The sequence below is a fragment of the Mycobacterium sp. WUMAC-067 genome (assembly GCF_020217485.1).
Taxonomy (GTDB): domain Bacteria; phylum Actinomycetota; class Actinomycetes; order Mycobacteriales; family Mycobacteriaceae; genus Mycobacterium.
In genome coordinates, this window is the sequence record NZ_JAEKMI010000009.1 from 55775 (window position 1) to 69760 (window position 13986).

13 protein-coding genes and 2 tRNA genes are annotated in these 13986 nt (G+C 67.3%); 12 read left to right on the forward strand and 3 right to left on the reverse strand.

Translation table 11 applies throughout. From position 1 onward, the window contains the following. Positions 1 to 90 precede the first annotated feature (90 nt). From JF781_RS08640 to JF781_RS08655, 4 genes are read left to right on the forward strand one after another with little or no spacing between them, the layout of a single operon-like run. Positions 91 to 714, forward strand: coding sequence for a DsbA family protein (locus JF781_RS08640; RefSeq protein WP_201407320.1), 624 nt, complete (start codon positions 91 to 93; stop codon positions 712 to 714). A gap of 40 nt (positions 715 to 754) precedes the next feature. After that, on the forward strand, positions 755 to 1234 hold the full coding sequence (locus JF781_RS08645; protein WP_225327088.1) for a ribose-5-phosphate isomerase: 480 nt from the start codon (positions 755 to 757) through the stop codon (positions 1232 to 1234). An 18-nt stretch (positions 1235 to 1252) separates the two neighbouring features. Beyond that, on the forward strand, positions 1253 to 2059 hold the full coding sequence (locus tag JF781_RS08650; RefSeq protein ID WP_225327089.1) for a DNA-formamidopyrimidine glycosylase family protein: 807 nt from the start codon (positions 1253 to 1255) through the stop codon (positions 2057 to 2059). 58 nt (positions 2060 to 2117) lie between these two features. Next, positions 2118 to 2429, forward strand: a complete 312-nt coding sequence (locus tag JF781_RS08655) for a hypothetical protein (protein WP_225327090.1) — start codon at positions 2118 to 2120, stop codon at positions 2427 to 2429. Positions 2430 to 2437: 8 nt separating this feature from the next. On the opposite strand, the gene JF781_RS08660 is transcribed toward JF781_RS08655, so the two are convergent. Next, entirely contained in the window at positions 2438 to 3628 is a 1191-nt protein-coding gene (locus JF781_RS08660; RefSeq protein WP_225327091.1) for a serine hydrolase domain-containing protein, read from the reverse strand. 32 nt (positions 3629 to 3660) lie between these two features. Further along, positions 3661 to 3731: transfer RNA gene (locus JF781_RS08665), tRNA-Gly, on the reverse strand. Positions 3732 to 3880: 149 nt separating this feature from the next. Between JF781_RS08665 and JF781_RS08670 the strand changes: the two genes are divergently transcribed. The 4 genes from JF781_RS08670 (at position 3881) to clpP2 (ending at position 6766) form a co-directional block, all read left to right on the forward strand. Further along, positions 3881 to 3957: transfer RNA gene (locus JF781_RS08670), tRNA-Pro, on the forward strand. Between the two features lie 67 nt (positions 3958 to 4024). Continuing rightward, complete coding sequence (tig, locus tag JF781_RS08675; RefSeq protein ID WP_374109681.1) at positions 4025 to 5416, forward strand: trigger factor; 1392 nt, start codon at positions 4025 to 4027, stop codon at positions 5414 to 5416. 127 nt (positions 5417 to 5543) lie between these two features. Further along, positions 5544 to 6134 carry an ATP-dependent CLP protease proteolytic subunit ClpP1 gene (gene clpP1, locus JF781_RS08680; RefSeq protein WP_067171178.1) on the forward strand — a complete coding sequence of 197 codons (591 nt, stop codon included), beginning with the start codon at positions 5544 to 5546 and terminating at the stop codon, positions 6132 to 6134. After that, positions 6131 to 6766, forward strand: a complete 636-nt coding sequence (gene clpP2, locus JF781_RS08685; protein ID WP_225327092.1) for an ATP-dependent CLP protease proteolytic subunit ClpP2 — start codon at positions 6131 to 6133, stop codon at positions 6764 to 6766. The genes clpP1 and clpP2 overlap by 4 nt, the downstream gene beginning before the upstream one ends. A gap of 21 nt (positions 6767 to 6787) precedes the next feature. Here the strand turns inward: clpP2 and mmuM are convergent, their stop codons facing one another. Further along, positions 6788 to 7714: a homocysteine S-methyltransferase gene (mmuM, locus tag JF781_RS08690; RefSeq protein ID WP_225327093.1), complete on the reverse strand. Its 927-nt coding sequence runs from the start codon at positions 7712 to 7714 to the stop codon at positions 6788 to 6790. Positions 7715 to 8055: 341 nt separating this feature from the next. Between mmuM and clpX the strand changes: the two genes are divergently transcribed. The 4 genes from clpX to JF781_RS08710 all read left to right on the forward strand — a co-directional run bounded on the left by clpX (position 8056) and on the right by JF781_RS08710 (position 13986). Then, positions 8056 to 9336: an ATP-dependent Clp protease ATP-binding subunit ClpX gene (gene clpX, locus JF781_RS08695; RefSeq protein WP_008255183.1), complete on the forward strand. Its 1281-nt coding sequence runs from the start codon at positions 8056 to 8058 to the stop codon at positions 9334 to 9336. A 43-nt stretch (positions 9337 to 9379) separates the two neighbouring features. Then, complete coding sequence (locus tag JF781_RS08700; protein WP_225327094.1) at positions 9380 to 10633, forward strand: MFS transporter; 1254 nt, start codon at positions 9380 to 9382, stop codon at positions 10631 to 10633. A 247-nt stretch (positions 10634 to 10880) separates the two neighbouring features. Continuing rightward, positions 10881 to 12836 (forward strand): 2-oxoacid:acceptor oxidoreductase subunit alpha, encoded by a 1956-nt coding sequence (locus JF781_RS08705; RefSeq protein ID WP_225327170.1) that lies wholly within the window; start codon positions 10881 to 10883, stop codon positions 12834 to 12836. A 49-nt stretch (positions 12837 to 12885) separates the two neighbouring features. After that, on the forward strand, positions 12886 to 13986 hold the full coding sequence (locus JF781_RS08710) for a 2-oxoacid:ferredoxin oxidoreductase subunit beta (protein WP_014379675.1): 1101 nt from the start codon (positions 12886 to 12888) through the stop codon (positions 13984 to 13986).

The following is a 13986-nucleotide window of genomic DNA, read 5'->3' on the forward strand; positions in this document are numbered from 1 at the left end:
TGTCCAACTTACGGGTTGGGCAACCCGGGAACAGGAGCGAGAGGCCTACGGTTGTGCAGACCAGACTTGCAACCGACGAGAGGACTCGCCATGCCCGACAACGCGCCCGCGAAGAACAAAGCCGATTTCTGGTTCGACCCGCTGTGCCCGTGGGCGTGGATCACCTCGCGCTGGATCCTCGAGGTGGAAAAGGTCCGCGACATCGAGGTGAACTTCCACGTGATGAGCCTGGCGGTGCTCAACGAAAACCGCGAGGGCCTGCCCGACGAATACCGCGAACGGTTGGCGAAGGCATTCGGTCCGGTGCGGGTGGCGATCGCCGCCGAACAGGCCCACGGCGCCGAGGTGCTGGCACCGCTGTACACCGCGATGGGAACCCGGATTCACAACGAGGACAACAAAGAACTGGATGACGTGATCAAGCAGTCGCTGGCCGAGGTGGGCCTGCCGGCCGAGCTGGCCGACGCCGCGAACAGCGACGCCTACGACGAGGCGCTGCGCAAGAGCCACCACGCCGGGATGGACGCGGTCGGCGATGACGTCGGCACGCCCACCATCCACGTCAACGATGTGGCGTTTTTCGGTCCGGTGCTCTCCAAGATTCCGCGCGGTGAGGAAGCGGGCAAGCTGTGGGACGCCTCGGTGGCCTTCGCGTCCTACCCGCACTTCTTCGAGCTCAAGCGCAGCCGCACCGAGAAGCCCGACTTCGCCTAGCGCGGTCGGGCCGTCGCGCGGCTGTGTAAGGATGGCGTCCATGCGCGTCTACCTCGGCTCTGACCACGCCGGATTCGAGCTCAAGCAGCAGATCATCGAGCACCTCGTGAAGTCCGGCCACGAGCCGATCGATTGCGGCGCCTTCACTTACGACGCCGACGACGACTACCCAGCGTTCTGCATCGCCGCCGCCACGCGCACGGTGGCCGACCCGGACAGCCTGGGCATCGTGCTGGGCGGGTCGGGCAACGGCGAGCAGATCGCCGCCAACAAGGTCCCCGGGGCGCGGTGCGCGCTGGCCTGGAGCGTCGAAACCGCGACGCTGGCCCGCGAACACAACAACGCGCAGCTGATCGGCATCGGCGGCCGCATGCACACGGTGGCGGAGGCGCTGGAAATCGTCGACGCCTTCGTGACCACGCCGTGGTCGAAAGCCGAACGCCACCAACGGCGTATCGACATCCTCGCCGAATACGAACGCACCCACCAAGCCCCGCCGGTGCCCGGCGCGGCGGGCTGACGCCGGAAAGGTCTGCGCGTGCCCGAAGGGCATACCCTGCACCGGCTGGCCCGGCTGCATCAACGCCGCTACGCCGGCGCGCCCGTGTCGGTGTCGAGCCCGCAGGGCCGCTTCGCCGATGCGGCCGCGGCGGTCGACGGCCGGGTATTGCAACGCACCAGCGCCTGGGGCAAACACCTGTTTCACCACTACGCCGACGGCCCGATCGTGCATGTGCATCTCGGCCTGTACGGCGCCTTCACCGAATGGGAACGTCCCGGCGACGGGTCGTTTCCCGAGGCGGTGGGTCAGGTGCGGATGCGCATGATCGGCGCCGGCTACGGCACGGACTTGCGCGGCCCGACGGTGTGCGAAGTGATCGACGAAGGGCAGGTCAGCGACGTGCTGGCCCGGCTGGGTCCCGACCCGTTGCGCGGCGACGCCGATCCGTCGTGGGCGTGGAAACGAATTGCCAAGTCGCGCAGGCCCATTGGCGCGCTGTTGATGGATCAGGCCGTCATGGCCGGCGTGGGTAACGTCTACCGCAGCGAGTTGCTGTACCGCCACGGCATCGACCCGTTCCGCCCCGGCCGCGACGTCGGCGAGGACGAGTTCGATGCGGCCTGGACCGATCTGGTGGCACTGATGAAGGTCGGTTTGCGCCGCGGCAAGATCATCGTGGTGCGGCCCGAACACGATCACGGCGCGCCGTCGTATCGCCCCGACCGCCCCCGCACCTACGTCTACCGGCGTGCCGGCGAACCGTGCCGCGTGTGCAAAGACGCGATCCGCACGACCGTGCTGGAGGGCCGCAACGTGTTCTGGTGCCCGACCTGCCAAAAATAACGGGGAAACATCGCCGCCTCCGGTTTGAATTCAAACGGGGTGGGCATGTGTTGAGTCCATGAAGACTCTCGCTCGATCGGCTGCAACGATTTCCGCCATCGCGGGTCTGGGCTTGGCGGGGCTGGGCGTCGCGATCGACGCGCAGGCGCGTCCCGGTCCGTTCCCGCAGTGGTGCCCCGGTGATTTCTGGGACCCGGGCTGGGGCGACAACTGGGACACCGGGAACTGCCACGACAATTGGCGCGGATCCGGACCTAATCCGTACCTGAACCCCGGCGGACCCGGCGGTCCCGGTGGGCTGGGCGGGCCAGGTGGTCCCGGCGGCGGCGGTCCGGGCGGTGGTGGACACGGCGGTGGCGGCGGCCACTAACGGCGTCGCTAGCTGACACCCAGCACGGAGTAGACCGCGTTCGACAGGACCAGGCTGCGCGGGTCCGCGTTGGCCTTGGTGGGGTCGAAGTGATTCGCCACGTAGGCATAGCCGATGCGGTGCTCCAGATCGACGAATCCGAACGAGCCGCCCAGCCCGCCGTGGCCGAAGATCCGCGGGTTGGGTCCGTTGACGCAGCGCTGGTTGAGCATGTACCCCAGCCCCCAGCCGTGGTCGGCGACCCGCGGCCCCAGCACCAGGTCGGTCTCCAGCCCGCCCTGACAGACCCGCACCAGGTCCATGTGCTCGCGGCTGAGCACCTTCTCCTGGGCGAGCGCGTTGTAGAACGTCGCCAATCCCAGCGCCGACACCTGCCCGTTGGTGCCCGGGAATTCGAGTTCGCGCCACAGGCTCAGATCGTGTGAGCCGAGTTCGTCGTCGGGGGCGAACCCCATCGAGATGGACAGGCCCGCCTTGGGGTGCTCGGCCAGGCTGGTCGGCCAGCCTGGGGCATTGGCGTCGGCCAGCAGGTCCCGGGCGTGCGGCTTGTTGATCCGCTCGGCGCAGCGGCGCTGTTCGGCCAGCGGCAACCCGATGTGGACGTCGGCGCCGAACGGTTCGGCGATCTCGGTCCGTAGGTACTGGCCGATCGTGCGGCCCGTGACCCGGCGGAACACCTCGCCCATGATGAAGCCGAAGGTGGTCATGTGGTAGCCCTGGGCGGTGCCCGGCTTCCACCAGGGCTCGGCGGCGGCGAGCTGTTCGCAGACGTAGTCCCAATCCGCGACCTGTTCCCAGCGCATCCGGGTGCGCGGCCCGATCACGCCGGAGCGGTGGCTCATCACCATCGCCAGGGTGATGTCCTGTTTGCCCGCTTGGGCGAACTCCGGCCAGTAGTGGGCCACCGGCGCCTGCAGGTCCAGCTCGCCGCGGTCGGCCAGTTGGTGCACGCAGGTGGCCGACAGGCCCTTCGTGCCGGACAGCACCGTGGTCAGGGTGTTCTGCTGCCACGGCCGGGTGCGGGCTGCGTCGGCCCAGCCGCCCCACAGGTTGACGACGAGAGACCCATCGACCCACACCGCGACGGCCGCGCCGACGTCGTTGCCCTGCGTGAAATTGCGCTCGAACGCGTCGCGAACCCCGACGAAATCCGACGCGCATGAGCCGTGGATCGACGCGTCCGTCGTCAGGTCGCTCATGGCGCCTCTCTATCGAGCAGATAGTTAGCCCGAGCGGGCGACGGGAATCGAACCCGCGTAGCTAGTTTGGAAGACTAGGGCTCTACCATTGAGCTACGCCCGCATGTAGTTAGTCGAGCGTGACTGTAGCTGGCGACGAAGATCAAATCTAATCGACGCGGCTTTGTGATCTCTGTGTGAGGTCCGCGAGGTCGCTGCCCAAGCCTGTGACGGACCTGGCTTTGCGGGGCCTTAGGATCATCGAGGTCAGCGCGGGGTGTAGCGCAGCTTGGTAGCGCATCCGCTTTGGGAGCGGAAGGCCGCAGGTTCAAATCCTGTCACCCCGACCAGCACGACCGGCCCGCGCGCTGCGCGCGGCCCACCGACCACCAGGAACGAGCACCGAGGAGCACACCCGTGAAGAGCACCGTCGAGCAGTTGAGCCCCACCCGGGTGCGCATCAATGTGGAGGTCCCCTTCTCTGAACTCGAGCCGGACTTCCAGCGGGCCTACAAGGAGCTGGCCCGGCAGGTGCGCCTGCCCGGCTTCCGGCCGGGCAAGGCGCCGGCGAAGTTGCTGGAGGCCCGTTTCGGCCGGGAGGCGATGCTTGACCAGGTCGTCAACGACGCGCTGCCCGCGCGGTACGGACAGGCGGTCGCCGAATCCGAGGTGCACCCGCTGGGCCAGCCCGAGATCGAGGTCACAAAGAAGGAGTACGGCGAGGAGCTGGCGTTCACCGCCGAGGTCGACATCCGCCCCAAGCTCACCCTGCCGGACCCGGGCTCCGTGACGATCTCGGTGGACCCCATCGAGGTCAGTGACGACGACGTCGACGCCGAATTGCAGTCTCTGCGTGCCCGATTCGGCACCCTGACCGGGGTGGAGCGCCCGGTCGCCGACGGTGACTTCGTCTCCATCGACTTGTCCGCCACTATCGACGGCGAAGAGGTCCCGGGCGCCACCGCGCAGGGGCTGTCCCACGAGGTCGGCTCCGGCCGGCTGATCGCGGGCCTCGACGAGGCGCTGGTCGGCTTGTCCGTCGATGAATCCAAGGAGTTCACCGCGCAGTTGGCCACCGGCGAGCATGCGGGGAAAGACGCGCAGGTGACCGTCACGGTCAAGTCGGTCAAGCAGCGCGAGCTGCCCGAGCCCGACGACGAGTTCGCCCAGTTGGCCAGCGAGTTCGACACCATCGAGGAGCTGCGTTCCAACCTGCGCGAGCAGGTCGGCCAGACCAAGCGCGCGCAGCAGGCCGAAAGCATTCGCGACGCCGCGATCGACACGTTGCTCGAGCAGGTCGACATCCCGCTGCCTGAAGCGATCGTCAAGGCGCAGGTCGACAGCGCGCTGCACAACGCCCTGCACAGCCTCGACCACGACGAATCCAAGCTCGACGAGGTGCTCGCCCAGCAGGGGAAGTCGCGCGAGGAGTTCGAGACCGAGACGCGCACCGCCGCCGAGACGGACGTCAAACGACAGCTGCTGCTCGACGCGCTCGCCGACGAGCTGCAGGTCCAGGTCGGCCAGGACGACCTGACCGAGCGGCTGGTCGCGACCTCTCGCCAGTACGGCATCGAGCCCCAGCAGCTGTTGGCCTACCTCCGGGAGAACAACCAGCTGCCGGCCATGTTCGCCGATGTGCGCCGGGCGCTGGCCATCGCCGAGGTGATCCGCGCGGCGACGGTCACCGACACCGCCGGAAACACCGTCGACACCGATGAGTTCTTCGGCAAGCGCGCGGAGGCGGACGCCTCGGGTGACGTCGCCGGTGACGTCGAAGAACCCACGGCGGCCGACGCCGGGGAGTGACCGTGCGATGACGCTGTGAGCGAACGCGCCCGTTTCGGGGGTGCGTGGCCGCGAAACGGCGGGCCCGGTTGGTTAGTGTCGGTGAAGACAGATCTGACAGAAAGCAGGTAACCCGGTCGTGACTGACATGCGTTCAAACTCGCAGGGTCTCAACCTCACGGACTCCGTCTATGAGCGCTTGCTGTCCGAGCGCATCATCTTCCTGGGTTCGGAGGTGAGCGACGAAATCGCCAATCGGCTGTGCGCGCAGATTCTGCTGCTCGCCGCCGAGGACTCCACCAAAGACATTTCGCTCTACATCAACTCGCCCGGCGGATCGATCAGCGCCGGCATGGCGATCTACGACACCATGGTCCTGGCGCCGTGTGACATCGCCACCTACGCGATGGGCATGGCCGCCTCGATGGGTGAGTTCCTGTTGGCGGCGGGCACCAAGGGCAAGCGTTACGCGCTGCCGCACGCCCGCATCCTGATGCACCAGCCGCTCGGCGGGGTGACGGGCAGCGCGGCCGACATCGCCATCCAGGCCGAGCAGTTCCACGTCATCAAGAAGGAGATGTTCCGGCTCAACGCCGAATTCACCGGCCAGTCGATCGAACGCATCGAGGCCGACTCCGACCGCGACCGCTGGTTCACCGCGCAGGAGGCCCTCGAATACGGCTTCGTCGACCACATCATCACCCGCGCCGCCCACATCACCAATGGAGAAGCCCGATGAACCCCGAAACCCAGCCTCAGGCGCGCTACATCCTGCCGTCGTTCATCGAGCACTCCAGCTTTGGGATCAAGGAGTCCAATCCCTACAACAAGCTGTTCGAGGAGCGCATCATCTTCCTCGGCGTCCAGGTGGACGACGCGTCGGCGAACGACATCATGGCGCAGCTGCTGGTGCTCGAGTCGCTGGACCCCGACCGCGACATCACCATGTACATCAACTCGCCCGGCGGCGGATTCACCTCGCTGATGGCGATTTACGACACCATGCAGTACGTGCGGGCCGACATCCAGACGGTGTGCCTGGGGCAGGCCGCCTCGGCGGCCGCGGTGTTGCTGGCCGCCGGGACCCCGGGCAAGCGGATGGCGCTGCCCAACGCCCGGGTGCTGATCCACCAGCCGTCGCTGCAGGGTGTGATCCAGGGCCAGTTCTCCGATCTGGAGATCCAGGCCGCCGAGATCGAGCGGATGCGCACCCTGATGGAGACCACGTTGGCCCGCCACACCGGCAAGGACGCCGCGACGGTCCGCAAGGACACCGACCGGGACAAGATCCTGACCGCCGATGAGGCCAAGGACTACGGGATCATCGACACCGTGCTGGAGTACCGCAAGCTTTCCGCCCAGAGCGCCTAGCCCCTTTCGCCGAACGTGCACTCACGGCGAATTTTCGGCTGATTCTTCGCCCTGATTGCACGCTCGGCGCACGGCGGCGATGTCCGCCGGCCCCACCCGGCAGCAGCCGCCGATAATGCGAGCGCCCGCCGAAACCCATTGCGACGCAAGCCCCGTCGCGAACGTGCGCGGGCCGGCCCACCCGCGACCGTCCCAGCGTTCCCCGCTGTTCGGGTAGACGATGACGGGCTTGCCGAGCACCGATGCGCTCGCGATCGCCGGCAACACGTCGTCGGGCGCGCAGCAGTTGACCCCGACGGCCACGATCTCGTCGACGCCGGCGGCCACCGCGAACGCGTCGGCCAGCGGTTGTCCGGCACGGGTCCGGTCCCCGTCGATCGTGTAGCTCAGCCACGCCCGCATCCCGACCGAGCGGACCAGGCCGACCAACGCTTCCGCCTCGTCGACGTCGGGCACGGTTTCGCAGGCGAGGACGTCGGCTCCGGCGTCCGCCAGGGTCTCCAGTCGGGGCCGATGCCATCGCGCCAACGCCGCGACCGACAAGCCGTAGCGCCCGCGGTACTCCGAGCCGTCGGCCAGCGCAGCGCCGTAGGGTCCGACCGAGGCGGCGACGAGGAGACCCGCGGGTTCGCCACGGCCGGCCTCGTCCCGCGCGGCCTTCGCGAGCTCGACGCTGCGGCGCAGCAGCCCGCCGGTTTCCCGCCGATCCAATCCGCGCGCCGCAAAACCCTCGAATGACGCCTGGTAGCTGGCCGTCGTCGCGATGGTGGCCCCGGCGCGGAAGTAGGCGGCGTGGACGGCGACGATCTCGCGCGGGGCGTCCGCGAGCAGCCTGGCCGACCACAACCGGTCGGACAGGTCATGACCCCGCGCTTCGAGCTCGGTGGCCAAGCCGCCATCGAGCAGCACGGTTCCGCTGGGCCAGGTGAAGTCCACGGCCAAACCCACGTGGCCACTGTAGGGTGATTTCGTGGGGGATTCGCCCAGGCCTCGTGTGACTATCCGGGGCTGGGTCGGCACCTCCGTCGGAGGTGGGATGGGACGGGCGCCGGACTCGGTCGCATTACGACCGCGACACGCCAAAGACACGCAAAGCGCGCCTTTCGCGAGCGACGGGCATCGTGTGGCTATATCTTTCCTCCATACGGAAGGGGCATGAACTCCCGCAAATACCATCGGCGCGATTCGGCGTTTATGGTCGCGGCGGGCCCGATCAAGCGGGTAGCGTCGGTGAATACATGCGGGACAGGGAAGTCCAACGGCGAAGAGGAAGTAGGCACTAACGCACCATGGCACGCATCGGAGACGGCGGGGACCTGCTGAAGTGCTCGTTCTGCGGGAAGAGCCAGAAGCAGGTCAAGAAGCTCATTGCTGGCCCCGGTGTATACATCTGCGATGAGTGCATCGATCTCTGCAACGAGATCATCGAAGAGGAGCTCGCCGACGCCGACGACGTGAAGCTCGATGAACTTCCCAAACCCATCGAGATCCGGGAGTTCCTCGAGGGCTACGTCATCGGGCAAGACACCGCCAAGAGGACGCTGGCGGTCGCGGTCTACAACCACTACAAGCGGATTCAGGCCGGCGAGAAGGGCCGGGACTCGCGGCACGAGCCGGTCGAGCTGACCAAGTCCAACATCTTGATGCTCGGACCCACCGGATGCGGCAAGACCTACCTGGCCCAGACGCTCGCCAAGATGCTCAACGTCCCGTTCGCCATCGCCGACGCCACCGCCCTGACCGAAGCCGGCTACGTCGGTGAGGACGTCGAGAACATCCTGCTCAAGCTCATCCAGGCCGCCGACTACGACGTCAAGCGGGCCGAGACGGGCATCATCTACATCGACGAGGTCGACAAGATCGCCCGCAAGAGCGAGAACCCGTCGATCACCCGCGACGTCTCCGGGGAGGGCGTGCAGCAGGCCCTGCTGAAGATCCTGGAGGGCACCCAGGCGTCGGTTCCCCCGCAGGGCGGCCGCAAGCACCCGCACCAAGAGTTCATCCAGATCGACACCACCAACGTGCTGTTCATCGTCGCGGGGGCGTTCGCCGGCCTGGAGAAAATCATCTACGAGCGCGTCGGCAAGCGTGGCCTGGGCTTCGGCGCCGAGGTCCGCTCGAAGGCCGAGATCGACACCACCGACCACTTCGCCGAGGTCATGCCCGAAGACTTGATCAAGTTCGGCCTGATCCCCGAGTTCATCGGCCGGCTGCCGGTGGTCGCCTCGGTCACCAATCTCGACCGCGAGTCGCTGGTCAAGATCCTGTCCGAGCCGAAGAACGCGCTGGTCAAGCAGTACCTGCGGCTCTTCGAGATGGACGGCGTGGAGCTCGAGTTCACCGACGACGCCCTGGAAGCGATCGCGGATCAGGCGATCCACCGCGGCACCGGGGCGCGTGGCCTGCGCGCCATCATGGAAGAGGTCCTGCTGCCCGTGATGTACGACATCCCGAGCCGCGACGACGTCGCCAAGGTCGTGGTGACCAAGGAGACCGTGCAGGACAACGTGTTGCCGACGATCGTGCCGCGCAAGCCGTCGCGTACCGAGCGCCGCGACAAGAGCGCCTAACTAGATCCGGGAGCCTCCCAGCACGCCGCGTGACAGCGCTGACGTGATCCCACCGCGTGTCGCGTACGGGCTGGACCTGCTGAACTTCCTCCTCGCCGATGTTCGTGACGGGCTGGGCCCGTACCTGTCGATCTACCTGCTGCTGACTCACCACTGGGACCAGGGCTCGATCGGATTCGTCATGGCGGTCGGGGGCATCGGCGCGATCGTCGCGCAGGCCCCGGCCGGCGCCCTGGTGGACCGGAGCACCGCCAAGCGGGCACTGGTCATCGGCGGCGCGCTCACGATCACCGCGGCGTCGTTGGCGATGCCGTTGTTTCCCGGGTTTTCTTCGATCTCGGTGCTGCAAGCGCTCACGGGCATCGCCGGATCCGTCTTCGCCCCGGCGCTGGCCGCGATCACCCTGGGGCTGGTCGGCTCCCGTCGCTTCTCCCGCCGGATCGGGCGCAACGAGTCGTTCAACCACGCCGGGAACGCCACGGCGGCGGCGATCACCGGCGGCTTGGCCTACTTCTTCGGGCCCGTCGTCGTGTTCTGGGTGCTCGCGGTCATGGCCGCCGCCAGCGTGGTTGCGGCGCTGTGGATTCCGGGCGACGCGATCGACCACGACGTCGCCCGGGGAATGGACCACGCCCCCGGGCAACCGCACCCGAGCCCGTCGCGGCTGGCGGCGTTGCTGGGCAATCGCCGGCTGATGATCTTTGCCGCCACGGTCATGGCCTTCCACTTCGCGAATGCGGCCATGCTGCCGCTGGTCGGGCAACGGCTGGCGCTGCACAACAAGGACGTCGGGACCGCCCTGATGGCGGGCTGCATCGTGGCCGCGCAGGTCGTCATGGTGCCGGTGGCCTATGTCGCCGGCGCCAAGGCGGATTCCTGGGGCCGAAAGCCGATCTTCCTGGTCGGATTCGCGGTCTTGGCCGCCCGTGGATTTCTCTACACCCTCTCGGACAACTCCTATTGGCTGGTGAGCGTGCAGTTGCTGGACGGCGTTGGGGCCGGCGTGTTCGGCGCGCTGTTTCCCCTCGTCGTGCAGGACGTGACACATGGAACCGGCCGCTTCAACGTCAGCTTGGGGGCGGTGACGGCCGCGACGGGCATCGGCGCCGCGGTGTCGAACCTCGTCGCGGGCTCGATCGTGGTCGCGGCCGGATACGACGCCGCATTCGTCTTCTTGGGTGCTCTGGCCGCGGCCGGGTTCGTGTTGTATCTGGTTGCGATGCCGGAAACGGCGGCGACCAAACTCGGCGCGGAAAACGCGGCATCCGGAGGCCGACACGGTACGAACGACGGTTGATAACGCGCGAGACGTGACCAACGCCACAGTTTGCCGAGCTACTCATCAGTAGATGGCGCTGACGTCGCCTTTTGACTGCGAACACGGCCGAGATGACGCCGCAGAGGCGGCCATGGCGATCGCAAATCAGTGCCATAATTGGTACCGCCAGTGACATAAAACCGTGATGGCCGGAGACTCCCTTCGCCGACGCGTAACCTGAAGCTGCGCGAACTGTCTGTCCGGTGAACAAATGGAGGGCAAAGACGTGGATCCGAACGGCAGCGGAGCCGGATCAGACTCACAGAACGGGGCTCCCCCGAACGGATCTGCCCGTCAGCGCCTCGAACAGGTCGTCATCCGCTTCGCCGGTGACTCCGGCGACGGCATGCAGCTTACCGGTGACCGGTTCACTTCCGAGGCAGCGCTTTTCGGAAACGACCTGGCGACCCAGCCGAACTATCCCGCCGAGATCCGTGCGCCTGCAGGCACCCTGCCCGGCGTCTCGTCCTTCCAAATTCAGATCGCCGACTATGACATCTTGACCGCCGGCGACCGGCCCGACGTGCTCGTCGCGATGAATCCGGCCGCGCTCAAGGCCAATATCGGCGACCTGCCCCGCGGCGGCATGGTGATCGCGAACTCCGACGAGTTCACCAAGCGCAACCTGACCAAGGTGGGTTACGTCACCAACCCGCTCGAGACCGACGAGTTGTCCGACTACGTCGTGCATTCCGTCGCGATGACGACGTTGACGCTCGGGGCGGTCGAGGCCATCGGCGCGACGAAGAAGGATGGCCAGCGCGCCAAGAACATGTTCGCGCTGGGGCTGCTGTCGTGGATGTACGGGCGGCCGATCGAAACCAGCGAAAAGTTCATTCGTGAGAAGTTCGCCCGTAAGCCCGAGGTCGCGGAGACCAACGTGCTGGCGCTGAAGGCCGGTTGGAACTACGGCGAGACGACCGAGGCCTTCGGCACCACTTACGAGGTGTCCCGGGCGACCCTGCCGACGGGCGAATACCGCCAAATCTCGGGGAACACCGCCCTGGCGTACGGCATCGTCGCGGCCGGCCAGCTCGCCGACATCCCGGTCCTGCTCGGCAGCTACCCGATCACGCCGGCCTCCGACATCCTGCACGAGCTGTCCAAGCACAAGAACTTCAACGTCCTCACTTTCCAGGCCGAGGACGAAATCGGCGGCATCTGCGCCGCGATCGGCGCCTCCTACGGCGGCGCGCTGGGGGTCACCACCACGTCGGGGCCGGGCATTTCGCTCAAGTCCGAAGCGCTCGGGCTGGCCGTGATGACCGAACTGCCGTTGCTCGTCGTCGACGTGCAGCGCGGTGGCCCCTCGACCGGGCTGCCCACCAAGACCGAGCAGGCCGACCTGCTGCAAGCGCTGTACGGCCGCAACGGCGAGTCACCGGTGGCGATCCTCGCGCCGCGGTCACCGTCCGATTGCTTCGAGACCGCGCTCGAGGCCGCGCGCATCGCGGTCTCCTACCACACCCCGGTGATCGTGCTGTCCGACGGCGCGATCGCCAACGGCTCTGAGCCGTGGCGCATTCCGGACGTCAGCACGCTGCCGCGCATCACGCACGCCTTCGCCAAGCCGGACGAACCGTTCCAGCCTTACGCGCGCGACCCCGAGACGCTGGCCCGGCAGTTCGCCGTGCCGGGCACCCCGGGGCTCGAGCACCGCATCGGCGGTCTGGAAGCGGCGAACGGCTCGGGCAACATCTCCTACGAGCCGGTCAACCACGACCTCATGGTCCGGTTGCGCCAGGCCAAGATCGACGGCATCTCCGTTCCCGACCTGGAGGTCGACGATCCGACCGGCGACGCCGAGTTGCTGCTGATCGGATGGGGCAGCTCCTACGGTCCGATCGGCGAGGCCTGCCGGCGCGCGCGCCGCAAGGGCATCAAGGTGGCGCACGCGCACTTGCGCTACCTCAACCCGTTCCCGGCCAACCTCGGCGAGGTGCTGCGACGCTACCCGCAGGTGGTGGCGCCCGAAATGAACTTGGGCCAACTGGCGTTCGTGCTGCGCGGCAAGTACCTGGTGGACGTCCAGTCCGTCAGCAAGGTGCAGGGTGTCGCGTTCCTGGCCGACGAGATCGGCCGCGTCATCCGCGCCGCGCTGGGCGGGACATTGGCCGAAGTCGAGAACGACAAGACGATGGTCGCCAGAATGGCGGCGGCAACGGTTGGGGCCGGCGCATGATTCGCGCCGGCGTCAATGCAGAGCGAAGCGATGAGGAGGAGCGGCGCTCGTGACTGACCTGATCGGCAATTTGGCGGGCAAAGACCTCGGTGTGACCCCGAAGTTGACCAAGAACGACGGGGTCCCCACGCTGTCCGCTGAGGACCAGCCCCAGAAGTCCAAGGACTTCACCAGCGACCAGGAGGTGCGTTGGTGCCCGGGCTGCGGGGACTACGTCATCCTCAACACCATCCGGAACTTCCTGCCGGACCTCGGGTTGCGCCGCGAGAACATCGTGTTCATCAGCGGCATCGGTTGCTCGAGCCGCTTCCCGTATTACCTCGAGACCTACGGATTTCACTCGATCCACGGGCGTGCCCCCGCCATCGCCACCGGCCTGGCGCTGGCCCGCGAGGACCTGTCGGTGTGGGTGGTCACCGGTGACGGCGACGCCCTGTCGATCGGCGGCAACCACCTGATCCACGCGCTGCGCCGCAACGTCAACATCACCATCCTGCTGTTCAACAACCGGATCTACGGGCTGACCAAGGGCCAGTACTCGCCCACCTCGGAGGTCGGCAAGGTCACGAAGTCGACCCCGATGGGGTCGCTGGACCACCCGTTCAACCCGGTGTCGTTGGCCCTGGGCGCCGAGGCGACCTTCGTCGGCCGCGCTCTGGACTCCGACCGCAACGGCCTGACCGAGGTGCTGCGCGCGGCCGCCGGGCACCGGGGCGCCGCCGTCGTCGAAATCCTGCAGGACTGCCCGATCTTCAACGACGGCTCGTTCGACGCGCTGCGCAAGGAAGGCGCCGAGGAGCGGGTCATCAACGTCCGCCACGGCGAACCAATTGTGTTCGGCGCCAACGGCGAATACTGCGTCGTGAAGTCCGGGTTCGGCCTGGAGGTGGCCAAGACCGCCGACGTCTCCGTCGACGAAATCGTGGTGCACGACGCCCACAGCGACAACTCGGCCTACGCCTTCGCCCTGTCACGGCTGTCGGATCAGAACCTCGAGCACACGGTGCTGGGCATCTTCCGCAACATCAACAGGCCCACCTACGACGACGCGGCACGCTCGCAGATTCAGGCGGCCCAGTCGGCGAAGCCGTTCGACTCCGCGGCGCTGCAATCGCTGCTGCGCGGCCGCGACACCTGGACCGTCGACTGA

Coding starts and splice junctions, on each gene's coding strand:
- JF781_RS08640 (WP_201407320.1), top strand. CDS start 91: ATGCCCGACAACGCGCCCGCGAAGAACAAAGCCGATTTCTGGTTCGAC.
- JF781_RS08645 (WP_225327088.1), top strand. CDS start 755: ATGCGCGTCTACCTCGGCTCTGACCACGCCGGATTCGAGCTCAAGCAG.
- JF781_RS08655 (WP_225327090.1), top strand. CDS start 2,118: ATGAAGACTCTCGCTCGATCGGCTGCAACGATTTCCGCCATCGCGGGT.
- JF781_RS08660 (WP_225327091.1), bottom strand. CDS start 3,628: ATGAGCGACCTGACGACGGACGCGTCGATCCACGGCTCATGCGCGTCG.
- clpP1 (WP_067171178.1), top strand. CDS start 5,544: ATGCGTTCAAACTCGCAGGGTCTCAACCTCACGGACTCCGTCTATGAG.
- clpP2 (WP_225327092.1), top strand. CDS start 6,131: ATGAACCCCGAAACCCAGCCTCAGGCGCGCTACATCCTGCCGTCGTTC.
- clpX (WP_008255183.1), top strand. CDS start 8,056: ATGGCACGCATCGGAGACGGCGGGGACCTGCTGAAGTGCTCGTTCTGC.